The organism is Streptomyces sp. NPDC048353, from assembly GCF_055587165.1.
Genome location: NZ_JBVJGU010000002.1, coordinates 456,510 through 481,337, shown reverse-complemented (window position 1 = coordinate 481,337; position 24,828 = coordinate 456,510). Strand labels below are relative to the sequence as shown.

General features: G+C 73.6%; 25 protein-coding genes. 8 read left to right on the top strand and 17 right to left on the bottom strand.

Going from position 1 to position 24,828, the window contains the following annotated elements; translation table 11 throughout:
- Positions 1–24 precede the first annotated feature (24 nt).
- On the bottom strand, positions 25–1,845 hold the full coding sequence (locus ACZ6RC_RS07650) for a DUF2264 domain-containing protein (protein ID WP_469579924.1): 1,821 nt from the start codon (positions 1,843–1,845) through the stop codon (positions 25–27).
- A 234-nt stretch (positions 1,846–2,079) separates the two neighbouring features.
- Here ACZ6RC_RS07650 and ACZ6RC_RS07645 point away from each other — a divergent pair, with 234 nt between their 5' ends.
- The 6 genes from ACZ6RC_RS07645 to ACZ6RC_RS07620 all read left to right on the top strand — a co-directional run bounded on the left by ACZ6RC_RS07645 (position 2,080) and on the right by ACZ6RC_RS07620 (position 8,324).
- On the top strand, positions 2,080–3,189 hold the full coding sequence (locus ACZ6RC_RS07645) for a LacI family DNA-binding transcriptional regulator (protein WP_469579922.1): 1,110 nt from the start codon (positions 2,080–2,082) through the stop codon (positions 3,187–3,189).
- Positions 3,190–3,455: 266 nt separating this feature from the next.
- Positions 3,456–4,772, top strand: a complete 1,317-nt coding sequence (locus tag ACZ6RC_RS07640; RefSeq protein WP_469579920.1) for an ABC transporter substrate-binding protein — start codon at positions 3,456–3,458, stop codon at positions 4,770–4,772.
- 4 nt (positions 4,773–4,776) lie between these two features.
- Complete coding sequence (locus ACZ6RC_RS07635; protein WP_469579918.1) at positions 4,777–5,667, top strand: carbohydrate ABC transporter permease; 891 nt, start codon at positions 4,777–4,779, stop codon at positions 5,665–5,667.
- Positions 5,664–6,518, top strand: coding sequence for a carbohydrate ABC transporter permease (locus ACZ6RC_RS07630; RefSeq protein ID WP_469579916.1), 855 nt, complete (start codon positions 5,664–5,666; stop codon positions 6,516–6,518). Before ACZ6RC_RS07635 ends, ACZ6RC_RS07630 begins: the two co-directional genes overlap by 4 nt.
- A 17-nt stretch (positions 6,519–6,535) precedes the next feature.
- Positions 6,536–7,564, top strand: coding sequence for a hydroxyacid dehydrogenase (locus tag ACZ6RC_RS07625; protein WP_469579914.1), 1,029 nt, complete (start codon positions 6,536–6,538; stop codon positions 7,562–7,564).
- A 61-nt stretch (positions 7,565–7,625) separates the two neighbouring features.
- Entirely contained in the window at positions 7,626–8,324 is a 699-nt protein-coding gene (locus tag ACZ6RC_RS07620; RefSeq protein ID WP_391144291.1) for an ester cyclase, read from the top strand.
- 143 nt (positions 8,325–8,467) lie between these two features.
- Here ACZ6RC_RS07620 and groL read toward each other — a convergent pair whose 3' ends face one another.
- From groL to ACZ6RC_RS07600, 4 genes are all read right to left on the bottom strand, one after another.
- On the bottom strand, positions 8,468–10,096 hold the full coding sequence (gene groL / locus ACZ6RC_RS07615) for a chaperonin GroEL (RefSeq protein ID WP_391144290.1): 1,629 nt from the start codon (positions 10,094–10,096) through the stop codon (positions 8,468–8,470).
- A 112-nt stretch (positions 10,097–10,208) separates the two neighbouring features.
- On the bottom strand, positions 10,209–10,517 hold the full coding sequence (gene groES, locus ACZ6RC_RS07610) for a co-chaperone GroES (RefSeq protein ID WP_010471835.1): 309 nt from the start codon (positions 10,515–10,517) through the stop codon (positions 10,209–10,211).
- 284 nt (positions 10,518–10,801) lie between these two features.
- Entirely contained in the window at positions 10,802–10,996 is a 195-nt protein-coding gene (locus ACZ6RC_RS07605) for a hypothetical protein (RefSeq protein WP_453612996.1), read from the bottom strand.
- The gene (locus tag ACZ6RC_RS07600; RefSeq protein ID WP_469579910.1) at positions 10,993–12,000 is read right to left on the bottom strand and encodes a polysaccharide deacetylase family protein; all 1,008 of its coding nucleotides are present in this window, start codon (positions 11,998–12,000) and stop codon (positions 10,993–10,995) included. Before ACZ6RC_RS07600 ends, ACZ6RC_RS07605 begins: the two co-directional genes overlap by 4 nt.
- Positions 12,001–12,099: 99 nt before the next feature.
- On the opposite strand from ACZ6RC_RS07600, the gene ACZ6RC_RS07595 reads away from it, so the two are divergent.
- Positions 12,100–13,284 carry a THUMP-like domain-containing protein gene (locus ACZ6RC_RS07595; RefSeq protein WP_453612991.1) on the top strand — a complete coding sequence of 395 codons (1,185 nt, stop codon included), beginning with the start codon at positions 12,100–12,102 and terminating at the stop codon, positions 13,282–13,284.
- A 19-nt stretch (positions 13,285–13,303) separates the two neighbouring features.
- On the opposite strand, the gene ACZ6RC_RS07590 is transcribed toward ACZ6RC_RS07595, so the two are convergent.
- From ACZ6RC_RS07590 to tsaB, 7 genes are all read right to left on the bottom strand, one after another.
- Positions 13,304–14,509 carry an RNA polymerase sigma factor gene (locus ACZ6RC_RS07590; RefSeq protein ID WP_469580783.1) on the bottom strand — a complete coding sequence of 402 codons (1,206 nt, stop codon included), beginning with the start codon at positions 14,507–14,509 and terminating at the stop codon, positions 13,304–13,306.
- Between the two features lie 80 nt (positions 14,510–14,589).
- Positions 14,590–14,946: a YciI family protein gene (locus tag ACZ6RC_RS07585; RefSeq protein ID WP_391144281.1), complete on the bottom strand. Its 357-nt coding sequence runs from the start codon at positions 14,944–14,946 to the stop codon at positions 14,590–14,592.
- Between the two features lie 177 nt (positions 14,947–15,123).
- Positions 15,124–15,981: a polysaccharide deacetylase family protein gene (locus ACZ6RC_RS07580; protein ID WP_469579907.1), complete on the bottom strand. Its 858-nt coding sequence runs from the start codon at positions 15,979–15,981 to the stop codon at positions 15,124–15,126.
- A 131-nt stretch (positions 15,982–16,112) separates the two neighbouring features.
- Complete coding sequence (locus ACZ6RC_RS07575; RefSeq protein WP_469580781.1) at positions 16,113–16,370, bottom strand: hypothetical protein; 258 nt, start codon at positions 16,368–16,370, stop codon at positions 16,113–16,115.
- 14 nt (positions 16,371–16,384) lie between these two features.
- Complete coding sequence (gene tsaD, locus ACZ6RC_RS07570; RefSeq protein WP_469579905.1) at positions 16,385–17,491, bottom strand: tRNA (adenosine(37)-N6)-threonylcarbamoyltransferase complex transferase subunit TsaD; 1,107 nt, start codon at positions 17,489–17,491, stop codon at positions 16,385–16,387.
- Positions 17,491–17,955, bottom strand: coding sequence for a ribosomal protein S18-alanine N-acetyltransferase (rimI, locus tag ACZ6RC_RS07565; protein ID WP_391144412.1), 465 nt, complete (start codon positions 17,953–17,955; stop codon positions 17,491–17,493). The genes tsaD and rimI overlap by 1 nt, the downstream gene beginning before the upstream one ends.
- 29 nt (positions 17,956–17,984) lie before the next feature.
- Positions 17,985–18,638, bottom strand: coding sequence for a tRNA (adenosine(37)-N6)-threonylcarbamoyltransferase complex dimerization subunit type 1 TsaB (gene tsaB / locus ACZ6RC_RS07560; protein WP_453612983.1), 654 nt, complete (start codon positions 18,636–18,638; stop codon positions 17,985–17,987).
- Between the two features lie 101 nt (positions 18,639–18,739).
- On the opposite strand from tsaB, the gene ACZ6RC_RS07555 reads away from it, so the two are divergent.
- Positions 18,740–19,303 (top strand): hypothetical protein, encoded by a 564-nt coding sequence (locus ACZ6RC_RS07555; RefSeq protein ID WP_391144274.1) that lies wholly within the window; start codon positions 18,740–18,742, stop codon positions 19,301–19,303.
- A 119-nt stretch (positions 19,304–19,422) separates the two neighbouring features.
- On the opposite strand, the gene ACZ6RC_RS07550 is transcribed toward ACZ6RC_RS07555, so the two are convergent.
- From ACZ6RC_RS07550 to ACZ6RC_RS07530, 5 genes are all read right to left on the bottom strand, one after another.
- Positions 19,423–19,557, bottom strand: coding sequence for a hypothetical protein (locus tag ACZ6RC_RS07550; protein ID WP_453612980.1), 135 nt, complete (start codon positions 19,555–19,557; stop codon positions 19,423–19,425).
- Between the two features lie 164 nt (positions 19,558–19,721).
- The gene (tsaE, locus tag ACZ6RC_RS07545; protein WP_469579902.1) at positions 19,722–20,216 is read right to left on the bottom strand and encodes a tRNA (adenosine(37)-N6)-threonylcarbamoyltransferase complex ATPase subunit type 1 TsaE; all 495 of its coding nucleotides are present in this window, start codon (positions 20,214–20,216) and stop codon (positions 19,722–19,724) included.
- A 10-nt stretch (positions 20,217–20,226) separates the two neighbouring features.
- Complete coding sequence (locus tag ACZ6RC_RS07540; RefSeq protein ID WP_453612978.1) at positions 20,227–21,402, bottom strand: alpha/beta fold hydrolase; 1,176 nt, start codon at positions 21,400–21,402, stop codon at positions 20,227–20,229.
- A 118-nt stretch (positions 21,403–21,520) separates the two neighbouring features.
- The gene (alr, locus tag ACZ6RC_RS07535; RefSeq protein ID WP_469579899.1) at positions 21,521–22,681 is read right to left on the bottom strand and encodes an alanine racemase; all 1,161 of its coding nucleotides are present in this window, start codon (positions 22,679–22,681) and stop codon (positions 21,521–21,523) included.
- Positions 22,682–23,141: 460 nt separating this feature from the next.
- A complete protein-coding gene (locus ACZ6RC_RS07530) occupies positions 23,142–24,671 on the bottom strand; it encodes an NAD(P)H-hydrate epimerase (protein WP_469579897.1) in 1,530 nt (509 codons plus the stop codon).
- Positions 24,672–24,828: the final 157 nt, after the last annotated feature.

Here is a 24,828-nt window from a genome sequence, read left to right as displayed (position 1 = left end):
CCGCGGGGGCAGGCGGGCGGCGGCTCAGGGGCGCTCGTCGGGGTCGAGGGTGAGCCGGGTCGTGGTGCCGTCCCGCCAGGTCACCTCGACCGTGCGCCGGCCGGTGACCCGGACGGTCGCGAGGGTGGCGACGGGGGCGGGCCCGGGTTCGGCGGTGAGGGAGGCCAGGGCGACGAAGAGGCTCTCGGCGCCGCCGGTGGTGCCGTGGAGGGCCGTGGTGCGGGTGCGCGAGCCCTGGAGCGTGGGCCCGGTGGCGAGGGCGACGGCTTCGGCGGCGGGCGGGTAGCCGTGCGCCGGGTGGAGCTGTGCGACCGGGCCGTCGGGCGTGGTGGCCCAGCCCGTCTGGCGTACGGGCGTGCCGTCGGGTGCTCCGAGGACGAGATGGGCGCGGACCTCGGCGCGGCCGTGGGCGAGGGTCGCGGAGAGGATCCGGATGCCGGGCCGGGGGGTGTGCAGCGAGGCGGCCCAGCCGGGTCCCGTGCCGTGCGGCGTGGCGGGGCCGCGGTGGGTGAGGCGGCCGTCGACGACCAGGGCGAAGTGGTTGTCGGGATGGTCGGGCGCGGTGGTGGCGCCGGTGCGGGTGGAGTAGGCGTAGCGGGCGTAGCCGGAGTCGTCCTCCGCGGCTTCCCGGCTGGGGGCGTGGTTGCTGCCGTGGTTGTGGAGGCGTACGAGTCCGTCGGCGGCCGTGGAGTGGATGAGGAGCCCCGCCGGGGCCACGGGGCGGACGGTGTCGGCGCGTTCGGCGGGCAGGGGCTCCTCGGCGTCGGTCCAGGCGGGGTGGCCGGCCGGCAGGAGCAGGCCGAGGAACCCCTTGGACGCCCAGTAGGGGGAGCCCGGGCCGGAGTAGTCCTGGAGGACCGGCTCGTGGGGGCCGTGCCAGCCGAGGGTGAGCAGTCCCCGTCCGTCGCGGGCGCCCCGGTCGAGGAAGTAGCGCAGGGTTCCGGAGGCGAGGCGGCGGGTGGCGCCGGGGGTGAGCGGCGTGTGGCCGGTCAGCGCGCCGAGCCAGGGGGCGGCGGCCGCGGCGAAGCGGTAGGTGAGGGAGCGGCCGAACGGCAGGGGCGCGCCGTTGGCGTCGAAGAGGTGGGCGTAGTCGCCGAGGTGGGCGCGCAGCCGGGGGCCGTAGCGGTCGAGGAGCGTCCGGTCGCCGGAGAGGTGGGCGTGCAGCACGGGGTAGAAGTGCAGGGCCCAGGCGTTGTAGTGGTCGAAGGCGCGGTTGTCGCCGTCGCTGTACCAGCCGTCGCCGAGGTACCACTCCTCCACGCGGGCCAGGGAGCGGTCGACGGTGGCGGCGGCCCGGTCGGTCGCGACGCCCGCGTCCTGGAGGAAGCCGGCGACGGTGAGGCCGAAGAGCCACCAGTTGTTGTCGACGGGGGACGGGGCGAGGGCGGGCAGCAGCCAGTCGGCGACCCGTGCGCGGGTGCGGTCGTCGAGGCGGTCCCAGAGCCAGGGGCGGGTCAGGCGCAGTCCGAGGGCGACGGAGGCTGATTCGACGACCGCCTGACGGACGTCGGTCAGCAGCGGCCACGCCTCGGGGCCGTCGGTGCCGGGGGCCTCGGTGCCGGCGGCGAGGCCTTCGGCGTAGCGGGCGAGGTGGCCGTGCGGGTCGTCGCCGTGGGCTCCGGCGACGCGCAGGGCGGCCAGGAGGAAGGTGCGGGCGTGGCCTTCGAGGCCGTCGGAGCGGGTGCCCGACCGGCTGGGCCGGGGACCGGGGAGGTGGACGAGCCCGCCGCGCGGGGTGGCGTAGAGGCGTACGGCGAGGAGGAGCCGGTCGGCGGTGTGCTCCCAGTGGGCGCGGGTCAGGCCGGTGTACTGGCTGAGCTCGCGGTTCTCGGGCGGCGTGGGCATGAGGCTCCCTGGGGATCCGGCCGGGGAAGGCGCGGCGCCCGGCCGATGAGGTGCGCGGCGGCCGGGCCGGGGCCGGGGTGCCCCCGTCGCCGGAATCATGGACAGGCCGGGATCGAGCGTCAAGACGATCGGACCGAATGATCGAAACTTCTGTCGTTCGATCATTCCGCGTGAGAGGGTCTGCCCACGGAGCCGGCGCACCGCCGGACCACCACACCGCGAGGGGATGCGCACGTGCGCGAGAGTGCCGCCGAACGACACGACCGACTGCTGGCCCTGGTGCGCGAGCGGGGCACCGCCCGCGTCTCCGAGCTGGCCGACCGGCTGGGGGTCTCCCCCGTGACCGCCCGCCGAGACGTGGAGGCGCTGGCCTCGAAGGGCCTGCTCGACCGGGTGCACGGCCAGGTGTCCTGGCCGGGGCGTCAGGGCGATGCGGGGGCCGTGCGCCCCGGCGAGGGTCTGGTCCTGGGCCTCCTCGCGCCGTCCGCGACGTACTACTTCGCCGAAGTCATCCGGGGCGCGCACGAGGCGGCGGCGCGGGCCGGCGCCCGGTTGATCCTGCGGATCTCGGACTACCGTCCGGAGGAGGACCGGGCGCGCGCCGAGGGGCTGCTGGCCGCGGGCGCCGAGGGCCTTCTGGTGGCGCCCGGCTGGCGCGGGCCCGAGGACCGGCTCGCGTACGGCGACTGGCCGGCCCAGATGCCCGTGCCGGCCGTGCTCCTGGAGCGCCGCGCCGAACCCGGCACCGCGCTCGACGGCGTGGACCGGGTGGTCTCCGACCACGGCCACGGCGTCCTGCTCGCCCTGCGCCACCTGATCGGGCTCGGCCGGGGCACCCCGCTGCTCGTGGCCCGCGGCGACAGCCCGACGGCGCTCGCGGTGCGCACGGGATACGCGGAGGCGCTGATCACCCTGGGCGCGGCGGCGCCCGGGCCGGTGATCGCCTCCGTACCGGCCGACCAGGACCCGGAGGGGTTCGAGCGCGCGGTACGGGCGCTGCACGAAGCGGTCGTCTCGGGCCGGGCGGGCGCGGCCCTGGTCCACAACGACGTGGACGCGATCCAGATCGTGCAGCGCCTGGCCGAGCTGGGCCTGTCGGTCCCCGGCGACCTGGCCCTCATCGCGTACGACGACGAGGTCGCCGCCCTCGCCGACATCCCCTTGACGGCGGTGGCGCCGCCCAAGCGTCAGGTGGGCCGGTACGCCACCGAGCTGCTGGTGGAGCGGCTGACGGAGGCGCGGGAGGCGCTGGACGAGGAGCCCGCCCGGCGCCATCTGAGCCTGCTGCCCCGGCTGCGGGTGCGGTCCTCGTGCGGCGCTCCCCCGGAGGGGTCCGCCTCCTGACCGCACCGCGCCCGGCGCCCCAGCCCACCTCCTGACCGCACCGCGCCCGGAGCTCCTGCCGGTCCCTGACCGCGCCGTACCCGCAGCTCCTGCCCGGCCCCTGACCGCGCCTCTTCCGCCCCGCCCCGTCCCGCTCCCGTCGCGTGCCCTCTCACGATCGAATCGATCTTTTTTCGATCATTCAATCTTTCGCTCTTGACTTCGGTCATGGACGGTCACAGGATCACGGCCACATCCCCCCGTGCCGCCGTCCCTGGAGCCGCGCCGTGAGCCGTACCCGGAACAGAACCTCCCGTGCCATAGCCGTCGCCGCCGCCGCCCTCGCCGTCCTCACGGCCTGCGGCGGAGGTGGTGACACCGGCACCGACACCGCGAACAAGCCCGTGACCATCACCTTCTGGGGATGGGCCAAGGGGACCAAGGACGTGGTCGACGCCTTCAACGCCTCGCACACGGACATCCGGGTGACCTTCGAGGAGATCCCCTCCGGCACCGCCGGCGGCTACGCCAAGATCTCCAACGCCGTGAAGGCGGGCAACGCCCCCGACCTGGTCTCCATCGAGTACCCCTCGCTCCCCGAGTTCGTCAGCTCCGGCGCCCTGCAGGACATCGGGGGCGAGTTCACCGAGGCCGACCGCGCCAAGCTGCTCCCGCAGGCGGTGGAGCTGACCACCCTCGGCGGCAAGACCTGGGCCGTCCCCTTCGACGCCGCCCCGCAGGCCTTCTACTACCGCAAGGACCTCTTCGCCCGGCACGGCATCGAGGTCCCCCGGACCTGGGACGCCTTCCGAGCCGCCGCCGAGAAGGTGAAGAAGGCCGACCCCAAGGCCCGTATCGGCACCTTCTTCCCGGACGACCCGACGACCTTCGAGGCGATGGCCTGGCAGGCGGGCGCCCAGTGGTTCAAGGCCGAGGACGACACCTGGAAGATCGACACCACCGACCCCGCCACCACCAAGGTCGCCGCCTACTGGCAGGGCCTGCTCGACGCCGACCTCGTCCACAAGAACGCCTCCTTCAGCCCCGAGTGGACCGGCTCGCTCAAGAACGGCACCACCCTCGGCTACCTCGGCGCCTCCTGGGGCGCCGGCGTCCTCAAGGGGACCCTCCCCGAGCAGAGCGGCAAGTGGGCCGTGGCGCCCCTGCCCAGCTGGGACGGCAAGCCCGCCAGCGGCATGCTCGGCGGCTCCACCTTCGCGGTGACCAAGGACAGCGACCACAAGGCGGCGGCCGTCGAGTTCGCCGCATGGATGTCGACCACCGAGGCGGGCGTCAAGGCCCGCATCGCCTCCGGCACCTCCAGCGCCTTCCCCGCCGCCACCGCCCTGCGCCCGGTCGCCAAGCAGGCCTTCGACGCCGGCTTCTACGGCGGCCAGGACATCTACGCCCTCTTCGAGGAGGCCGGTGCCTCCATCGGCCCGAACTGGGCCTGGGGGCCGACCACCGGCACCACCAACACCGCCGTCAAGGACCGGTTCGGCACGATCAGCCGCGGCGGCCCCACCATCGCCGACGCCGTCAAGGCCGGCCACGACGCGACCGTCGCCGAGCTGAGGAAGCGCGGACTGAAGGTCGAGGGCTGACCCGGTGAACGCCCGCACCCGTGCCGCAGCCGTCCTGCTGACCCCGTTCTTCGCCCTGTTCACCGCGGTGATGGTGGTGCCGATCGGCTACGCGGTCTGGCTCAGCCTCTTCACCGAGAAGCAGTCGGGGCTCGGTTTCGGCGGCTCCGAGACCGTCTTCACCGGGCTCGACAACTACACCGCGGCGCTGGGTGACCGGGCCTTCCGCGAGGGCTTCGGCGTCCTGCTCGGATACTGCCTGCTCTACATCCCGCTGCTGCTCGCCGGGGCCCTCGGCCTCGCCCTCCTCCTCGACTCGGCGCTCGCCCGCGCCCGTCGCTTCTTCCAGCTCGCGCTCTTCCTGCCGCACGCCGTCCCCGGCATCATCGCCGCGCTGATCTGGGTCTACCTCTACACCCCGCAACTCAGCCCCGTCGTGCGGGCGATGGAGGCGGGCGGCATCGGCTTCGACTTCTTCTCCCCCGAGGGCGCCCTGCCCTCCGTGGTCAACATCGCGCTCTGGGAGTGGCTCGGCTACAACATGGTGATCTTCTACGCCGCCCTGCAGGCCATCGACCGCTCCGTCCTCGAAGCCGCCACCGTCGACGGCGCCGGAGCCTGGCGCATCGCGTTCGGCATCAAGGTCCCGCTGATCCGCGCCTCGCTCGTGATGGTCGGCCTCTTCACCGTCATCGGCTCGCTGCAGCTGTTCACCGAACCGCTCATCCTCAACAAGGGCACCGGTTCCGCCGTCACCTCGACCTGGACGCCGAACATGTACGCGTACACCGCCGCCTTCGACCGCAACGACTACGGCCTCGCGGCCGCGGCCTCCGTCCTCCTCGCCCTGACCGCCGCCCTGCTCTCCTTCGGCGTCACCCGGCTGACCGGCCGCCGGAAGGAGAAGACGGCGTGAGCAAGCCCCGACCCCGCAGCGTCTGGCTCTCCCGGACCGCCGTCAACGGCGCGCTCGTCCTCGCCGTCGTCTACATGCTCTTCCCGCTCGTCTGGCTGGTCACCGCGGCCACCAAGGACGCCGGCGGCCTGCTCGCCGGGGACGCCTTCTCCTTCGAGGGCTTCGACCTCGGCGGCAACCTCTCCCGGCTCACCGAGTACAACGACGGCATCTACTTCCACTGGTACCTCAACAGCCTCCTCTACGCCGGGATCGGCGCCCTCGCCTGCTCGCTGATCAGCGTCGCCGCCGGGTACGCCTTCGACAAGTACGACTTCCGGGGCAAGGAGAAGCTCTTCGGCGTCGTCCTCCTCGGCGTCCTGGTCCCCACCACCGCGCTCGCCCTGCCCCTGTACCTCCTCGCCAGCGAGGTCGGCGTCGTCAACACCCACGCCGCCGTGCTGATCCCGGTCCTGGTCAACCCCTTCGCGGTCTACCTCTCCCGGGTCTTCAGCGCCGGGTACGTCCCCGACGAGGCGCTGGAGGCCGCCCGCATCGACGGCGCGGGCGAGCTGCGCGCCTTCCGGTCGATCGGACTGCCCATGATGATGCCCGGCTTCGTCACCGTCTTCCTCTTCCAGTTCACCGCGATCTGGAACAATTTCTTCCTGCCCCTGGTGATGCTCTCGGACCAGAGACTGTTCCCGTTGAGCCTCGGCCTGTACGCCTGGAACAGCAACGCCCACGCGGAACCCGACTTCTATCCCCTCGTCGTCACCGGATCCCTCCTCGCCGTCGTCCCGCTCGTCGTCGCCTTCGTCTCCCTCCAGCGCCACTGGAAGGCCGGCCTGACCGCCGGCAGCGTCAAGTGAGGAGCACCCGCCCCGCGATGACCGCCACTCCCCACCCCCGGCCCGCACTCCTGCTCGCCATGGAACCCGGCGTCGCCGGCCGCCTGCTGACCGACGCCCACCGGCGGCGCCTCGCCGCCCTCACCCGTACCGACCCCCACCTCGTCGCCCACGACCTGACCGCGCCCGCGCCCCGGGTCGCCGCCGCCCTCGCCGAGGCCGAGATCCTCCTCACCTGCTGGGGCGCGCCGCCCCTGACCGCCACCGTCCTGGACCGCGCCCCGCGCCTGAAGGCCGTCGTCCACGCGGCCGGATCGGTCAAGCACCACATCACGGACGCCTGCTGGGAACGCGGCCTCGTCGTCTCCTCCGCCGCGGCCGCCAACGCCCTGCCCGTCGCGGAGTACACCCTGGCCGCGATCCTCTTCGCCGGGAAGGGCGTCCTCGACGCGGCCCTGCGGTACGGCCGGGTCCGCGGCGACGAGGCCTGGACGGCCGAGTCGGCGACGACGGGCAACTACCGCCGTACGGTCGGCCTGGTCGGCGCCTCCCGGATCGGCCGCCGGGTCATCGAGCTGCTGCGCCCCTTCGACTTCGAGGTGCTGCTCCACGACCCGTACGTGGACGCGGCGGAGGCGGCGCGGCTGGGAGTGGAGGGGACGGGTCTCGACGACCTGTGCGCGCGCAGCACGATCGTCTCCGTCCACGCGCCCCAACTTCCCGCCACCCACCGGATGATCGGGGCGGCGCAGCTGGCCGCGATGCCGGACGGCGCCACCCTCGTCAACACCGCGCGCGGCTCCCTGGTCGACGAGACGGCGCTCCTGGCGCACCTGCGCACCGGGCGCCTGCGGGCGGTCCTGGACGTGACCGACCCGGAGGTGCCGCCTCCGGACTCGCCGCTGTACACGCTGCCGAACGTGCTCCTCACCCCGCACGTCGCCGGCTCGCTCGGCAACGAGCTGCACCGGATGGCGGACCACGCGCTGGCGGAGGTGGCGCGGTACGGGCGGGGTGAGCCGTTCGCCGAGCGGGTACGGCCCTCGGATCTGACGCGCTCGGCGTGACCGGCCGCCGGGTGGGGGCCGCGCCTAGACTGGAAGGGTCCCACCCGGTCCGGGAGGCGCCATGACTTTCGTACAGATCATCGATTGCAAGACCAGCCGGTTCGACGACCTCAACCGGCTCATGGACAAATGGGTCGAGCAGACCAAGGGCAAGCGGACGGCCACGCACAGCGTCATCGGCAAGGACCGCTCCGACGGGGACCATCTCGTGGAGATCGTCGAGTTCCCCTCGTACGAAGTGGCCATGACCAACTCGCAGCTCCCCGAGACCGACCGCATCTTCCGGGAGATGGTCGCGCTCTGTGACGAGATGCCGACGTTCACGGATCTGGACGTCATGCGGGACGTGCAGATGTACAAGGCCGCCTCCCGCCGGCTCTTCGAGCTGATCGCCACCGAGGGTGAGCTTCCGCCGCTCGACGAGGTCCTCGCGGAGGGGTGCCACGACCACCAGCCGAGCGGGCAGGAGGACGCCCTGGGCATGGACGCGATCCGCCGTGAGGTGGAGGTGTGGCGGGGCGGCTTCGACTTCGCCTTCACCGTCCAGGACCAGATCGCCGAGGGCGACCGGGTGTGCACGCGGTGGACGTGGGTGGGGACGCACACCGGCGATTTCATGGGGCTCCAGCCGACGGGCATGCGGGTCGCCATGACCGGCACGACCATCCACCAGTTCCGGGACGACGGCAAGATCGTCGAGGCGTGGTGGCAGTACGACCTGCTGGGGCTGATGGGGCAGCTCGGCGCCGTCGAGGCCTGAGCGGCCCGGCGCTCGCGCACTGAGGTCCGGCCCTCCGCGCGGCGGCTCACGCACCGAGGCCCGGTGCCCCCGCGACGGGGGCACCGGGCCTCGGTGGTCGTTCAGTCCTTCCGGGCGGTCGGCCCGTCAGGCGTGGTGGTGCCTCAGTGCGAGTGGCCGTGGCCGTGACCGTGGCCCGCGTCCGCCGGCTCCTCTTCCTTCTTCTCCACCACGAGGGTCTCGGTGGTGAGGAGGAGGGAGGCGATCGAGGCGGCGTTCTCCAGCGCGGAGCGCGTCACCTTCACCGGGTCGATGACGCCGGCCTTGACCAGGTCGCCGTACTCGCCGGTGGCGGCGTTGAAGCCCTGGCCCTTGTCGAGCTCCGCCACCTTGGAGGTGATGACGTAGCCCTCGAGGCCGGCGTTCTCCGCGATCCAGCGCAGCGGCTCGACGGCGGCGCGGCGGACGACCGCGACACCCGTGGCCTCGTCGCCGGTCTTGCCGAGGTTGCCCTCGAGGACCTTGACGGCGTGGACCAGAGCGGAGCCACCACCGGAGACGATGCCCTCCTCGACCGCGGCGCGGGTCGCGGAGATGGCGTCCTCCAGACGGTGCTTCTTCTCCTTCAGCTCCACCTCGGTGGCGGCGCCGACCTTGATCACGCACACGCCGCCGGCCAGCTTCGCGAGGCGCTCCTGGAGCTTCTCGCGGTCCCAGTCGGAGTCGGTGGACTCGATCTCGGCCTTGATCTGGTTGACGCGACCGGTGACGTCCTCGGACTTGCCGCCACCGTCGACGATGGTGGTGTCGTCCTTGGTGACGGTCACGCGGCGGGCGGAGCCCAGCACGTCGAGACCGGCCTGGTCGAGCTTGAGGCCGACCTCCTCGGCGATGACGGTGGCACCGGTGAGGGTGGCCATGTCGCCGAGCATCGCCTTGCGGCGGTCGCCGAAGCCGGGGGCCTTGACGGCCACGGCGTTGAAGGTGCCACGGATCTTGTTGACGACCAGGGTCGACAGGGCCTCGCCCTCGACGTCCTCGGCGATGATCAGCAGCGGCTTGGAGGAGCCGGCCTGGATGACCTTCTCGAGGAGCGGCAGCAGGTCCTGGATCGAGGAGATCTTGCCCTGGTGGATCAGGATGTACGGGTCGTCGAGGACGGCCTCCATACGCTCCTGGTCGGTGACCATGTAGGGCGAGAGGTAGCCCTTGTCGAAGGCCATGCCCTCGGTGAAGTCGAGCTCCAGGCCGAAGGTGTTGGACTCCTCGACGGTGATGACACCGTCCTTGCCGACCTTGTCCATCGCCTCGGCGATGAGCTCGCCGACCTGCTGGTCCTGCGCGGAGAGCGCGGCGACGGCGGCGATGTCCGACTTGTCGTCGATCGGGCGCGCGGTGGCGAGCAGCTCGTCGGAGACGGCCTTGACGGCGGCGTCGATGCCCTTCTTCAGGGCGGCCGGGGAGGCGCCGGCGGCGACGTTGCGCAGACCCTCGCGGACCAGGGCCTGGGCGAGCACGGTGGCGGTGGTGGTGCCGTCACCCGCGATGTCGTTGGTCTTGGTCGCCACCTCCTTCACCAGCTGGGCGCCGAGGTTCTCGTACGGGTCGTCGATCTCGACCTCGCGGGCGATCGTGACACCGTCGTTGGTGATGGTGGGGGCGCCGAACTTCTTGTCGATGACGACGTTGCGGCCCTTGGGGCCGATCGTCACCTTCACCGTGTCGGCAAGCTTGTTGACGCCGCGCTCAAGGGCGCGACGGGCGTCCTCGTCGAACTTCAGGATCTTCGCCATGGAGCGATTCAGCCCTCTCGGAATTCGTGGTGAAACTCGTGAAACGAACCGCGCCCCCGGACGCCCAGTGCGGGGTCAAGGGGCGCGGCTCAAAACATCTGGCGTCGGTGAATTACTTCTCGACGATCGCGAGCACGTCGCGAGCCGAGAGGACGAGGTACTCCTCGCCGCTGTACTTCACCTCGGTGCCGCCGTACTTGCTGTACAGCACGATGTCGCCGGTCTTCACGTCGAGCGGCAGGCGCTCGCCGTTCTCGAAGCGGCCCGGGCCCACGGCGAGGACGACGCCCTCCTGGGGCTTCTCCTTCGCCGTGTCCGGGATGACCAGGCCAGAGGCGGTGGTCTGCTCGGCGTCGAGCGGCTGGACCACAATGCGGTCCTCGAGCGGCTTGATGGCAACCTTGGAGCTGGTGGTCGTCACGATCCGACCTCCCCCTTCGGAGATCTCACGGGGTTAACTGTCTGAGGTGGCGACCAGGTGGATCCGTCGTCGCGGGTGCCGGACCTGCCCGTCGCTGTGTTGGCACTCTCCGGTGGGGAGTGCCAGAGCCGAGACTATGACCGCGATTAGCACTCGGTCAAGCGGAGTGCCAATTACGTGCGCGTGGCGGTTCGGTTCCGGTACGGGGAACGGTGCGAAGGACCCGATGGTTCCGGACGGCGGGGGGCGGGTCTCCGGCCGGTGTACGGCGCCGGGGCGGGCCGTCAGCGGCCCGTACGGTCCACGCCGTGGAGCACCCGGGCGGCGGTCCGGGAGAGGGCGCCGTCCGGTGCGGCGACCCGTTCCGCCGCCTTGCGGCCCAGGCGCTCGAAGGGGTCGACGGACGGGGCGCAGGCCGCCGTGGCCAGCAGCGCGCCGGCCAGGGCCAGTCCGGCGACCGGCCGGCGCGCGCCGGTCATACGTAGTCCTCCAGCTTCGCGACCGCGTACCCCTTGTCCGTGATGGTCTTCATCACGCGGCGGATCATGTCGGGCATGGAGCCCTTCCACTCCCCCTTGCCCCGGAAGTGGGTGAGGACGATGTCGCCGGGGTGCAGGTCCCGGTCCCACTCGCGCCACTCCATCCGGTCCGGGAACGCCTCGGCGGCCCACAGCGGGACCGCCTTCACGCCGCACTTCTGCGCCGCGCGCAGGGTGTCCTCGTCGTAGTTGCCGTAGGGCGGGCGGAAGAGCGGCGGCCGCTTGCCGTACTTCTTCTCGATCGTGTCCTGCATCCCGCAGATCTCGCGCTTCTGCTCCGCGTAGGACAGCTTCGGCATGTAGCGGTGGTTGAGGGTGTGGTTGTGCAGGGCGACGCCGGCGTCCTGCATCTTCCGGAAGTAGCCGTAGTCCTCCTTGACCAGGTAGTCGCTGAGGAAGGCGCTGTACGGGATCCCCAGCTCGCTCATCATGCGCAGCAGCTCCGGGTCCTTCTCGGAGCCGTCGTCGATCGTCAGGAAGACGACCTTCTCCTTGGTCGGCACGGTGGTGAAGACCGGGGGCAGGCCCTCGCCGTCGGTCTCGAACCCCTTGCGCGTGGTGATCGTCGGCTTGACGGCGGGCGGAGCGGGGGCCTCCAGCGGAGGCCGGTCGAGGCCCCATCTCTTCGCGGCGAGGGCCCGGGCTGCGCGCCGTTCGCGGAGCTTCGAGACGTACGCGTTGAGGGCGCCGGAGGCGCCCTGCACCTGGCTGCCGGGCTGCCCGGCGGCGGGCCGGGCCGGGGAGCCCGGGGCGCCGCCGGCGCCGTCGCCCGGTCCGGCGCAGGCCGCGCCGAGGGCGGCGACGAGCAGCGCCGCACCGACCGATCGCCACAGGTGACGGGCGCGCCGGGAGCGGCCGGACGGGGGGCGGGCGGACCGGAGGCGGGTACGCCGGGGGCGGTCGTCCCGCGGGGTCATTTGTTCTGTTTGTCGTACTAGCTGCATGGCGCCGCATCCTTTCAGCGGCGAGCCCTCCCGCCCCGGCGACACCGCCGTGCCGCGCGCACCGTCCCCCGGCCGGCCCACACCCGGCCAACCCGCACAATGGGGCGGGTGACCGACCTCGCCGCCTTCACCGCCCTGCTCACCCCGGAGGGCCAGGCCCTGCTCGCCGCCCTGCGGGACCACGACCCCGCCCAGGAGCTGGCGGTCGTCTCCAGGCTCCGCCGCGACCATCCCGCCGAGCTGGTCACGGCCGCCGTCGGGCAGGCCAGGCTGCGGCAGCGCGCGGTGGCGAAGTTCGGCGCGGACGACGCGTACCGGATGTACTTCACGCCCCACGGCGTGGAGCAGTCCACGCGCGCGACGGTCGGCGCCCACCGCGCCCGCCGTCTCGCGGAGCTGGGGGTGCGGTCCGTCGCGGACCTGTGCGGCGGGATCGGCGGCGACGCGATCGCGTTCGCCCGCGCCGGGATCTCCGTCCTCGCCGTGGACCGCGACCCGCTGACGGCGGAGGCGGCCCGCGCCAACGCCGAGGCGCTGGGGCTGGCCGATCTGATCGAGGTGCGCCGCGCGGACGTGACGGAGATCGACACGGCTCCGTACGACGCCGTGTTCGTCGACCCGGCGCGGCGCGGCGGGCGCGGCCGGATCTTCGACCCGGAGGCGTACTCGCCCCCGCTGTCCTGGGCGATCGAGGCCGCCCGCCGGGCCCCGCACGCGGCCCTGAAGATCGCCCCGGGGGTGCCGCACGAGGCCGTCCCGGAGGACGCGGAGGCGGAGTGGATCTCGGACGGGGGCGACGTGAAGGAGGCGGTGCTCTGGTTCGGCACCACGCCCGGCGCGGTCCGCGCCACCCTCCTGCCGTCCGGGACGAGCCTGACCGGCCGCGGCCTGCCCGACCCGGCCGTCCGCCCGGTCGGCCGCTACCTCTACGAGCCGGACGGCGCGGTCATCCGCGCCCACCTGGTGGCCGAGGTGGCCGAGGGGCTCGACGGCGGCGGCCTGATCGACGAGACGATCGCGTACATCACGGCGGACTCCCTGACCCCGACGCCGTTCGCCACCGCGTACGAGATCACCGACCGGCTCCCCTTCAACCTCAAGAAGCTGAAGGCCCTGCTGCGGGAGCGCGAGGTCGGCACCCTGACGGTGAAGAAGCGCGGCTCGGCGGTCGAACCGGAGGAACTCCGCCGCAAACTCAAGCCGAAGGGCCCCCACTCCGCCACGGTCTTCCTCACCCGGACCACGGGCGCCCCGACGATGCTGATCGGGCACCCAGCGCGGTAAAGCTTCCGAAGAGGGTCCGTCAGGCCGGGGGAAGTGTCCGGGCGCGGTCCAATAGGAGGGCGCGTTCGCGAGTGTTGCGGGTCAGGGAGGCCGCGCGTTCGAATTCCGCGCGGGCTTCGGCGGGGCGGCCCAGGCGGGACAGCAGGTCGCCGCGGACGCTCGGCAGCAAGTGGTAGTGCGCCAGGGCCGGTTCGGCGGCGAGGGCGTCGACGAGCGCCAGGCCCGCCGCCGGTCCGTCCGCCATCGAGACGGCGACCGCGCGGTTCAGCTCCACCACCGGGGAGGGCGCCACGGCCGCCAGCCGGGCGTACAGCGCGGCGATGGTCCGCCAGTCCGTCTCCTCGTACGTCACCGCCCGCGCGTGACAGGCGGCGATCGCGGCCTGCAGGGCGTACGGGCCGAAGTCGGCGCCCCGGCCCGCCCGTTCCAGGGCGGCGAAACCGCGCCGGATCAGCAGCCGGTTCCAGCGGCCGCGGTTCTGCGCGGAGAGCAGGACCGGCTCCCCGTCGGGGCCCGTCCGCGCCGCCGTCCGGGACGCCTGGATCTCCAGCAGCGCCGCCAGGCCGTGGACCTCGCCCTCCTCCGGCATCAGGCCGGCAAGGACCCTGGCCAGCCGCAGGGCGTCCTCGCAGAGCGCCGGCCGCAGCAGGTCGTCACCGGCCGTGGCCGCGTACCCCTCGTTGAAGATCAGGTAGATGACCTCCAGGACGGAGCCGAGCCGGGCCGCCCGCTCCTCCCCGTACGGCACCTCGAACTCCACCCCCGCCTTCGCCAGGCTCCGCTTCGCCCGCACGATCCGCTGCGCGACGGTCGGTTCCGGTACGAGGAAGGCGCGGGCGATCTCGTCCGTGCGCAGCCCGCCGACCAGCCGCAGCGTGAGCGCCGCGCGCGCCTCGGCGGAGAGCACGGGATGGCAGGAGGTGAAGATCAGCCGCAGCAGGTCGTCGTCGATGTCCCCGGGGCCGGACGGCTCGGGGTCGTACGTCTCCTCGGTCAGCTCGCGGCCGACCTCGGCGAGCTTGCGGGCGTACGTCTCACGGCGCCGTACGAGGTCCACGGCGCGGTTCTTCGCGGCCGCCGTCAGCCAGGCGCCCGGCCGGTCGGGGACCCCCGTCAAGGGCCACTGTTCGAGGGCGGCGACGAGCGCGTCCTGGGCGATCTCCTCGGCGATGCCGACATCGCGGACGATCCTCGCCGCGGCGGCGATGATCCGCGCCGACTCCATCCGGAAGACCGTCTCGACGCTGCCCGCGGCGTGGTGTGCTGTCACGGCTCACCATGACAGCACACCCGGCCGCCCGGACGTCAGGACTCTTCGATCTGGCGCACCTCGGCGGTGACCTTCCAGCCCGCCGGGTGCAGCTCCAGGAACCGCCGGGTCCACTCCAGCGCCTCGGCCTTGTCCTTGCACTGGCTGAGGGAGTAGCCGCCGACGACCTCCTTGGTCTCGGTGAAGGGGCCGTCGGTGTAGCTGATCTTCCCGTCGGCCCAGGTCACCCGGGTTCCCTCGGAGGTCGGCAGGAGCCCGGCGGTGTCCAGCATGACGCCGGCCTTGGTGATCTCCTCGAAGAGCGCGCCCATGCGCTCGCCGAACTCGGGTCCTGCCTCCTCCATGTCGATGGTGTTCTCCTCGACGCGGATCATCGTCAGGAAGCGCGGCATGGTGACTCCTCGGTGGTGCGGCGGCGGGGCCGTTCCCCGCCTCTCACTCATACGTCGACCGGGGCGACCCCGCATCGACACGTCCGCCGAAGTTTTTTTCCTGAACCGCTCCGGAACCGCGCCGGACCCGCGCCGGACCCGGTCCGGCGGCCTTTCCGGGGGGGGGCTCCGCCGGGCTCAGACGTAGTCCTCCAGGCGGGCCACCGTGAAGCCCTGCTCCTGTATGCGGCGCAGCATCGTCGCCGTCATCTCGGTCATCGTGGTGCCCTTGAGCTCGGCCGGTCCCCGGAAGTGGGCCAGGATGATGTCGCCGGGGTGCAGCTTCCGGTCGCCGCGCTGGTACTGCAGGTTCTTGATCTGCATCGACTCGCGCCACAGCACGATCGCGTCGACCCCGCAGCCGCCCGCCGCGGCCCGCGTGTCCTCGTTCCAGTTGCCGTACGGCGGGCGGAAGAGCCGGGGGGCGGTGCCGTACTTCTCGGCCAGCCGGGTCTGCTGGCCGCAGATCTCGCGCTGCTGGGCGGCCCGGCCGAGGGTGCGCAGGTTGGGGTGGGTGAGCGTGTGGTTGGCGACGCCGTTGCCGAGGGCGGCGAGCGGCTCGAAGTAGGTGTAGTCGGTGCGTATCGCCGAGTCGGTGAGGAACATGGTCACGGGGACCTTGAGCTCCTTCATCAACGCCACGAACTCCGGGTCCTTCTCCGCCCCGTCGTCGATCGTGACGAAGACGACCTTGTCGGTCGTCGGTATCTCGCTGATGACCGGTACGGGTCCGCCGGCCAACCGACGGACCGGCTTGACCTTCGGCGGGGCCGGCGGCGCGGCGAAGGGCTCGAGCCCCCACTTGCGGTACGCGGCGGCGGTCGCCCGCTCCGGTCGCGCCGCCTCCTCGCCGCCCGCCGGGGGCGCCGTGTCCGCCCCTGCGGAGGGCGCCGCCGTCGGGGGCGTCCGGGGGGCCGCGTCGGCTCCCGACGTACACCCCGTCCCGAGCAGAGCCGCCACCGTCAGTACCGCCCACGCCACGATCTTCTTGTCCACGCCGTGTTTGATGCGCGACCGGGTCAGGAGGTTGCGTCCGCGCCAGGCGTGACCGGTGTGAGCCGTGTGACCAGGGCGACCGGCAGTGACCGCGGCGAGCGGTATCGGCTCAGGACGCGGGCCGTGTCGGCTCAGGACGCGGGGACGTCCGAGGAGACCGATTCGAAACGCCAGCGGTGCACCGGCCGGGTGACCATCTCCGCGTCGGGCTCCGGCAGTTCCGGCAGGTCCGCGTCGACGGCGTCCGCCTCCCACCAGGTCAGCACGAGGACCCGGTCCCCCTCGGCGCGGAAGGTCTCCCGGCGCAGCGGCTCGGCCGGCAGCGTCCGCGCCCGCGCCCAGTCGAGGAGCGCCTCGCCCCGGCCCTCGGCCGCCCGCGCCTCCCACATGAGGGTCACGGTCGTCACGAGTACAGGTTCTCCTTGCTGATCTCGTGCACGTGGTCGTGATCGTGCCCGTGGTGGGCGCCCGGCACGTGCGGGTCCGTCACCGGCAGGGACGAGTCCGCCGACAGCTCCAGGTCGGAGGCCGGCCGGTTGCGGGCCACCATCTCCGCGCCGAGCGCCGCGACCATCGCGCCGTTGTCCGTGCACAGCCCGGGGCGCGGCACCCGCAGCCGGATCCCGGCCCGCTCGCACCGCTCCTCGGCCAGCGCCCGCAGCCGCGAGTTGGCCGCCACGCCGCCGCCGATCATCAGGTGGTCGACGCCCTCGTCCTTGCAGGCCCGGACGGCCTTGCGGGTCAGCACGTCGACGACCGCCTCCTGGAAGGACGCCGCCACGTCCCGTACCGGCACCTCCTCGCCCGCCGCCCGCTTGGCCTCGATCCAGCGGGCCACGGCGGTCTTCAGACCGGAGAAGGAGAAGTCGTACGCGGGGTCCCTGGAGCCGCTCAGGCCGCGCGGGAAGGCGATCGCGTTCGGGTCGCCCTCCCGGGCGAGCCGGTCGATCACCGGGCCGCCGGGGAAGCCGAGGTCGAGCACGCGCGCGATCTTGTCGAAGGCCTCACCGGCGGCGTCGTCGATGGTGGCGCCCAGCGGCCGCACGTCGGCGGTGATGTCGGGCGCGAGCAGCAGCGACGAGTGGCCGCCGGAGACCAGCAGCGCCATCGTCGGCTCGGGCAGCGGCCCGTGCTCCAGCTGGTCGACGCAGATGTGCGAGGCCAGGTGGTTCACGCCGTACAGCGGCTTGCCGAGGGCGTAGGCGTACGCCTTGGCCGCCGAGACGCCGACGAGCAGCGCGCCGGCGAGACCCGGCCCGGCGGTGACCGCGATGCCGTCGAGGTCCCGCGCGGAGATCCCGGCGTCCTTCAGGGCGCGCTCGATGGTGGGGACCATCGCCTCCAGATGGGCGCGGGAGGCGATCTCCGGCACCACTCCGCCGAAGCGCGCGTGGGTGTCCACGCTCGACGCGACGGCGTCGGCGAGCAGGGTCGTGCCCCGCACGATGCCGACGCCGGTCTCGTCGCAGGAGGTCTCGATGCCGAGTACGAGCGGTTCGTCAGCAGCCATCAGTCTGTCGTCTCTGTTCCTTGAACGGTCAATCGCATGACAAGCGCGTCCACGTTGCCGGGCTGGTAGTAGCCGCGCCGGAAGCCGATGGGCTCGAAGCCGAAGCGCGCGTACAGCTTCTGGGCCCGGGTGTTGTCCACCCGTACCTCCAGCAGCACCTCCTCGCACTCGAAGGCGGTGGCGTGCTGGAGCAGGTCGGTGAGCAGCCGGGCGCCGAGCCCGGTCCCCCACTGGTCGCGGGCGACGGCGATCGTCTGGACGTCGCCGAGGCCGCCGGCCGCGGCGAGCCCGGCGTAGCCGACGACCCGGCCGTCCGCCGGGTCCTCGGCGGTGACGTAGCGGCGGGTGGCGCCGGGGCCGCGCGCGTGGGCCAGCTCGGACCAGAACATCCCCTCGGACCAGGCGTCCTCGGGGAACAGCTCGTGTTCGAGTGCGAGCACGGGCTCGATGTCCCACCAGCGCATCTCCCGCAGTACGGCGGCGGTGACGGCGGTCACTGGGGAGTGACCACCTTGTAGTTCTTGGGCACCTGCGCGTCGGGGCGGCGCAGGTACATCGGCAGCGGGTCGAGGAAGTCCGTCCCGGCGGCGAGCTTCTCCGCCGCGAGGGCGGCGAGCGCCGCGGCGGACTGGTGCTCGGGGTCGCGGGCGTCGGCGAAGACCTCGGGGTAGAGGCGCGCCCCGGCGCCGACGGCCGGCAGTCCGGTGACGTCCGCGGCGATCTCCGCGGGCCGGTCGACGGCGGCGTCGGTCACCCGCGTGCGGGAGTCGTCGTACCGCGCCCAGTAGACCTCCTTGCGGCGCGCGTCCGTCGCGACGACGAACGGCTCCTCGATCCCGGAGGCGTACGCGAGCCCGTCCAGCGTGCACAGGCCGTGCACCGGCACGCCGAGCGCGGAGGCGAAGGTGGCGGCGGTGACCAGGCCGACCCGCAGTCCGGTGTACGGCCCCGGTCCGACGCCGACGACGACGCCGGTGACGGCGTCGAGCTTGAGCCCGGCCTCCTTGAGGACCCGGTCGACGGCGGGCAGCAGCAGCTCCCCGTGGCGGCGGGCGTCGACCTGGCGGGACTCGGCGACGACGGAGTCGCCGTCGTGGAGGGCGACGGTGACGGCGGGTGTGGCGGTATCCATGGCGAGCAAGAGCACGCAAACAGCCTACGGCTCCCGGCGCCCTGGCACGGCGCCCCGTGCCACCTGCCCGCTGCTGCTACCGTCACCACCGATACATACGTACGGAGGAGGCCACGGTGGCACGGAGCAGCTCGGGATTCGTGGCCGGGCTCACGGCGGCGGCGATCGCCGCGGTCGCCTTCCTCGCCTATCAGGCGTCGGCGAACGCCCCGGCCGACGTGTCGGCGAAGCCCCGGACGCCCCACGCCGCGCCGTCGGCCGCGCCCACCGGCGGGCCGAAGCAGAAGCCCAAGGACCCGCTCGCCGTGCCGGGGAACTCCGGCAGCGGCGCCCGGGTCGTCTACGGGCTGAGCGAGCGCCGGGTCTGGCTGGTCGACGAGAAGGGCCAGGCCACGCACTCCTTCTCGGTGATGCCGAGCACGGTGAATCCGCCGCCGGGGGCGTACAAGGTGACCTCGCGGTCGGGCTCGGTGACCGGCTCCGACGGTGTGCGGATCGAGCACGTGGTGCGGTTCGCGACGGTGCAGGACGTCACGGTCGGCTTCAGCGCTGCCGTCGACGGCTCGCTCCCGGCGCCGGACCCGAAGCGGAAGACCGGCGGCATCCGCATGAAGCGGGCGGACGGCGACGCGATGTGGACGTTCGCCGCGATCGGCGCGAAGGTCGTCGTCGTCGCTTAGCGGGGGCGGAGCGGCGGGTGCGGCGGAGCCCTTACCGTCGGCGCGCGGCCGCCCGTCGAGGTCCCGGCGGCCTCATCACTCGTACGGGTCACGCCTCCGCGGTCGCGACGGCCGGCCGCTTACGCGGCTTCGCGCCGGGCCGGGCCCTCGGGCTCGATGTCCGGGACAGCGGCGGACTCCGGCTGCTCGTCCGGCTCGCGCGGCGGGGTCGAGACCGCGCTCGCCGCGGCACAGGACGCCAGCAGATCGCTCATAGGGATCCGGTCCGCTGCGCGTGCCCGCTCTGGCGTCGCCATGAATGCCTCCCGTAGGTTAGGTACACCTAACCAGCTCGTGCCTCCATGTCACCACGGCTCGTACGACCGACGCAACATCTTCCCGACAGCTTGTCGGAAGCTACGTACGTTCCCCTACCCCGTCACCCCCCGAGGTCAAGCCTCGCGTCCGCCCACCGGTCGCCGATCCCGCGCAGCACGACCGTGCGCCGGTCGTCGTCGGTGGCGCCGACGACCCGGTGGATCAGCACGTGCAGCCGGTCGTCCGTCAGGTCCTCGACCTTGCCGTCGCCCCACTCCACGACCACCACCGACTCGGGCAGCGAGACGTCGAGGTCGAGGTCCTCCATCTCGTCCAGGCCGCCGCCGAGGCGGTACGCGTCGACGTGGACCAGGGCCGGGCCGTCGACCAGGGAGGGGTGGACGCGGGCGATGACGAAGGTCGGCGAGGTGACGGCGCCCCGGACGCCGAGACCCTCCCCCAGGCCACGGGTCAGCGTCGTCTTGCCCGCGCCCAGCTCGCCCGTGAGCATCACAAGGTCGCCGGGGCGCAGGAGGCCGGCGAGGCGGCGGCCGATCTCCCGCATCTCCTCGGCGGAGTCGACATCGAGCGTGGCGGCGTTGTGCGGTGCTTCCATACGGGCCAATTTATCCGTTGCCCGAGCCCGCCTTCGCGCCCGTCGCCGAGGGGACCGCGCCGACCCGGGCGAGGAGGTCCGCCAGCCGGTCGGTGACCGCCTCGGGGTGCTCCAGCATGACCAGGTGCCCGGCGTCGGGGACGATGACCAGCTCGCTCTCCGGCAGCAGGTCGGCGATGGCCTCGGTGTGCGAGCTGGGGGTGACCAGGTCGCGTTCGCCGGCCAGCGCGAGCACCGGCACCTCGCGGAAGACGGGGAGCACCGCCGCCTTGTCGTGCTCGCTGAAGGCCGGATAGAACTCGGCGACCACGTCGATCGGGGTGGCCTCGATCATCCGTTCCGCGAACCGCGCGACCGCCGGATCGACGTCCCGGGAGGAGAACGAGTACTTCTTGATGAGCCCCGCGAACAGGTCGGCGGTGGCCCTGCGGCCGCGTTCGACCAGCTCCGTCTGCGAGCCGAGCGCCTTCAGCACGCCGGGCAGGACACGCCGTATCGCGTTGACCCCGGCGGTCGGGAGCCCGTAGTTCACCTCGCCGAGCCTGCCGCAGGAGGTGCCCACGAAGGCGACCCCGACGACCCGTTCCCGGATCAGCTCGGGGTAGCGGTCGGCGAGCGCCATGATCGTCATGCCGCCCATGGAGTGGCCGACCAGGACCAACGGCCCCTCGGGCGCGGCCGCGTCGATGACCGCCTTCAGGTCGCGGCCCAGCTGGTCGATGGTGACGGGCACGCCGCCTGGTCCGGCCTGGGAGACGCCGCGGGCCGAACGCCCGTGGCTGCGCTGGTCCCAGTGGACGGTACGGACCAGTCCGCGCAGCGCGGCCCGCTGGAAGTGCCAGGAGTCCTGGCCGAGGCAGTACCCGTGGCTGAAGACGACGGTGACGGGGGCGGGCGCCTTGCGCCCGAACAGGCGCCGTTTACGCGGGGCACCGGCCTCCGCGTCGACCTCGTCGGTCTCGTAGTACAGCTCGGTGGTGTCGTCGGCGAGCGCCTTGCCGGGGGTGCCCCGCACGGACCCGTAGGGGGCGGAGGCGTCGAGGGCGAGCCGCGCCTTCTGCCGCATGCCGCGCCCGACGGTGAGCCGTTCGAGGGCGACGCCCGCGGCCGCGCCGGCCGCGAGCACGCCTATCGCGGCACCGGCGAACCCGGCGCGGCGCCAGTGGTCGGTGCTGGACTCGCTCACTCCCGCTCCCTGATGACTCGTATCCGTATCCGTATCCGTGTCCATACCGTGCCCGTGCCCGCATCCTGTCCGGATGCGCGCCCGAGTCGCGGATGTACCCGTTTCCGTACCGGTGCGTTCAGTCCGTCTCGTTCAGAAAGACGCGTGGGACGCGGGCGCCGATGCGGGTGACGATCTCGTACGCGATGGTGCCGGCGGCCACGGCCCAGTCCTCGGCGGTCGGCTCGCCCCGGTCGCCGGGGCCGAAGAGCAGCGCCTCGGCGCCGGGTTCGACGGTGTCGCCGCCCAGGTCGACCACGAACTGGTCCATGGCGACCCGGCCGGCCACCCGGCGGACCGAGTCGCCGACGAGGACGGGCCCGCGGCCGGAGGCGTGGCGGGGGACGCCGTCGGCGTAGCCGAGGGGGACGAGGCCGAGGTGGGTCTCGTCCTCGGTGACGTAGTGGTGTCCGTAGCTGACGCCGTGCCCGGCCGGGACCTGCTTCACCAGCGCGACGCTCGCCTTGAGCGACATCACCGGACGCAGGCCGAAGTCGGCCGGAGTGCCGACCTCGGGGATCGGCGAGACGCCGTACATGGCGATGCCGGGCCGGACGAGGTCGAAGTAGCTCTCGGGGAGGGTGAGGGTGGCCGGGGAGTTGGCGATGTGCCTCACCTCGGGGTCGACGCCCGCCTTCTCGGCGTACTCCAGCACGGTGTGGAAGACGTCGAGCTGGGAGGCGATGGAGGGGTGGCCGGGCTCGTCGGCGCAGGCGAAGTGCGACCAGAGGCCGGTGATCCGCACCAGGCCCTGGCCCTCGGCCTTGAGGGCCTCGCCGACGAGTTGGGGCCAGTCGGCGGGCTGGCAGCCGTTGCGGCCGAGACCGGTGTCGGCCTTGAGCTGGATCCGCGCGGGCCGGCCGGTGGCGCGGGCCGCCTCGACGACCTCCCGCAGGGCCCACAGACCGCTGACGGTCATGTCGAGCCCGGCCTCGATGCCGTCCGCCCACGGGTCGCCGGGGGTCCACAGCCAGCACAGGAGGCGGGCGTCGGCTTCCGTGATCCCGGCCGCGCGCAGGGCCAGCGCCTCGTGCGGGGTGGCGGTGCCGAGCCAGGTGGCACCGGCCTGGAGAGCGGCGCGGGCGCAGGGCACGGCGCCGTGTCCGTACGCGTCCGCCTTGACCACGGCCATGACCTGGGCGTGGGGCGCGACGCGGGCACGGAGCGTGCGGACGTTCGCACGCAGCGCACCGAGGTCGATCTCGGCGCGGGCTCGGCGGGGCGGCGGTGTCTCAGTCATCGCGCCCAGTCTCTCAGGTGTCGGCTCCCGGCCCGCTTTCCCGGCCTGTCGGGCCGGTCACGCGGGGTGGGGGGTGGGGCGGGGGTGGGGCCCTTGGGGCGGGGGGCTCGGGGCGTGGGGGCTCGGGGCCTCGGGGCGGGGGGTCGGGGCTTGGGGCGGCGCGCGGCGAACCGGGTGCGGGCCGGGGCTGATGCCGGGGGCGGCCGGGGAACGGGAGCGCGGGCGGGTGGTGTTGGGGCGGCGCCGACGGTTTCACCCGGCCGGAGTCGCCCGTTCGGCCGGGCGGGACACGCGCTCAGGACCGGTCCGACGGCGCGGGAAAGCCCTCCCCACGCCCCTGACGGCACCGCGCGCGCCCCTGATGGCGATCCCGACGGCACCCGCGCGCCCCTGATGGCGCCCCTGACGGCCGGTGCGCCTACGTCCCGGACTCCGACTCCGCCCCTGACGGTCGGTCCGCCTACGCCCCGGGCTCCGCCCCTGACGAGGTCACGTCGCGCCATGCGCCGGGCAGGGCCTCCGCCACCTCGGCCGCCGTGATCGGGCCGCCGCCGGACGCGCGGCGGGCCGCGAGACCGTGGAGGTACGCCGCCACCGACCCGGCTTCCAGGGCCGGGAGGCCCGCCGCGAGCAGCGAGCCCGCGAGGCCGGACAGGACGTCGCCGCTGCCGGCCGTGGCCAGCCACGACGTCCCCGTCGGGTTGACCCGGACCGGCCCCGCGACCCGCCGCACGTCCCCCCGCGCGCCCGCCCCCGCGGAGCCGGCCGCTCCGGAGGACCCTGCCGGCTCCCGCTCCTCGCCCGGTTCCGCCACCAGCGTCGTCGAGCCCTTGAGCAGCACCGTCGCGCCGAAGCGCCCCGCCAGTTCCCGTACCGCCGCGAGCCGGCCCGACTCGACCTCCTCCCGGGAGACGCCGAGCAGGGCCGCCGCCTCCCCGGCGTGCGGGGTGAGCAGGGTCGGAGCCGTACGCGCGCGCACCACCCCTACGGGAAGGTCCCGCAGCCCGTCCGCGTCGACCAGGACCGGTACGTCCGAGGCGAGGACCTCCTCGACGCCGGGCCCGTCCCCGATCCCCGGGCCGACCACCCACGCCTGGACCCGCCCCGCCTTCCGCGGCGGCCCCGCGTGCACCAGCGTCTCGGGGAAACGGGCGATCACCGCGTCCGCGGCCGGGCCGACGTACCGCACCGCGCCCGCACCGCCCCGCAGCGCCCCCGCCACCGAGAGGACCGCCGCGCCCGGATAGCGCGCGGATCCGGCGACGACGCCCACCACCCCGCGCCGGTACTTGTCGCTCTCCGCACCCGGCACGGGCAGCAGCCGGGACACGTCCTCGTGCTGGAGCGCCTGGAGTTCGGGGAGCGAGGGCAGATGGTCGCCGAGCCCGATGTCGACGAGCCGCAGGGCCCCCGCGTACTCCCGGGCGGGGTCGATCAGCAGCCCCGGCTTGTACGCGCCGAAGGTCACCGTCGCGTCCGCCCGCAGCGCCTCCCCCGCCACCTGACCGGTGTCCGCGTCGACACCGCTCGGCAGGTCGACGGCGACGACGACCGCGTCCGAGCCGCGGGCCGCCCGGGCGACCGGGACGGCGTCCGGCCGCAGCCCCCCGCGCCCGCCGATGCCGGTGATCCCGTCGAGGACGAGATCCGCGACGGCCAGCGGCTCGAACGGATCCTCCGCGACCCGCCCGCCGGCCGCCCGCAGCGCGGCGAGACCGCCTTCGTGGGCGCGGGCGCCCAGCAGCACGGCCGTCACGCCCGCACCTCGCCGCGCGAGCCGCGCACCGGCGTAGAGGGCGTCGCCGCCGTTGTCCCCGCTGCCGACGAGGAGGACGACTCTCGCTCCGTACACCCGTCCGCGCCCCAGGAGCGAGACGCAGGCGGCGGCGAGCCCGGCCGCGGCCCGGTGCATCAGCGCGCCGTCGGGCAGACGGCTCATCAGCTCGGCCTCGGCGGCCCGTACGGTCTCCACGCGGTAAGCGGTACGCATGCCCCGCAGTCTGCTCTGCCGCGCGGCCCGGCCCAAGCCCCGGCCCACGCCCGCGCGCCGCCGCCCCCGCGCGCGGACCACACCACGGGCATGACGGGGCACGTCCGCTCCCCCGCGCGCGGGTGGACCGGCCTCGCTCGAACGGAACGGCCGGCCC

Coding starts and splice junctions, on each gene's coding strand:
- ACZ6RC_RS07650 (WP_469579924.1), bottom strand. CDS start 1,845: ATGCCCACGCCGCCCGAGAACCGCGAGCTCAGCCAGTACACCGGCCTG.
- ACZ6RC_RS07625 (WP_469579914.1), top strand. CDS start 6,536: ATGACCGCCACTCCCCACCCCCGGCCCGCACTCCTGCTCGCCATGGAA.
- ACZ6RC_RS07620 (WP_391144291.1), top strand. CDS start 7,626: ATGACTTTCGTACAGATCATCGATTGCAAGACCAGCCGGTTCGACGAC.
- groL (WP_391144290.1), bottom strand. CDS start 10,096: ATGGCGAAGATCCTGAAGTTCGACGAGGACGCCCGTCGCGCCCTTGAG.
- ACZ6RC_RS07605 (WP_453612996.1), bottom strand. CDS start 10,996: ATGACCGGCGCGCGCCGGCCGGTCGCCGGACTGGCCCTGGCCGGCGCG.
- ACZ6RC_RS07600 (WP_469579910.1), bottom strand. CDS start 12,000: ATGCAGCTAGTACGACAAACAGAACAAATGACCCCGCGGGACGACCGC.
- ACZ6RC_RS07595 (WP_453612991.1), top strand. CDS start 12,100: ATGGGGCGGGTGACCGACCTCGCCGCCTTCACCGCCCTGCTCACCCCG.
- ACZ6RC_RS07590 (WP_469580783.1), bottom strand. CDS start 14,509: ATGGAGTCGGCGCGGATCATCGCCGCCGCGGCGAGGATCGTCCGCGAT.
- ACZ6RC_RS07585 (WP_391144281.1), bottom strand. CDS start 14,946: ATGCCGCGCTTCCTGACGATGATCCGCGTCGAGGAGAACACCATCGAC.
- ACZ6RC_RS07575 (WP_469580781.1), bottom strand. CDS start 16,370: ATGTGGGAGGCGCGGGCGGCCGAGGGCCGGGGCGAGGCGCTCCTCGAC.
- tsaD (WP_469579905.1), bottom strand. CDS start 17,491: ATGGCTGCTGACGAACCGCTCGTACTCGGCATCGAGACCTCCTGCGAC.
- rimI (WP_391144412.1), bottom strand. CDS start 17,955: ATGCGCTGGTGGGACATCGAGCCCGTGCTCGCACTCGAACACGAGCTG.
- ACZ6RC_RS07550 (WP_453612980.1), bottom strand. CDS start 19,557: ATGAGCGATCTGCTGGCGTCCTGTGCCGCGGCGAGCGCGGTCTCGACC.
- tsaE (WP_469579902.1), bottom strand. CDS start 20,216: ATGGAAGCACCGCACAACGCCGCCACGCTCGATGTCGACTCCGCCGAG.
- alr (WP_469579899.1), bottom strand. CDS start 22,681: ATGACTGAGACACCGCCGCCCCGCCGAGCCCGCGCCGAGATCGACCTC.
- ACZ6RC_RS07530 (WP_469579897.1), bottom strand. CDS start 24,671: ATGCGTACCGCTTACCGCGTGGAGACCGTACGGGCCGCCGAGGCCGAG.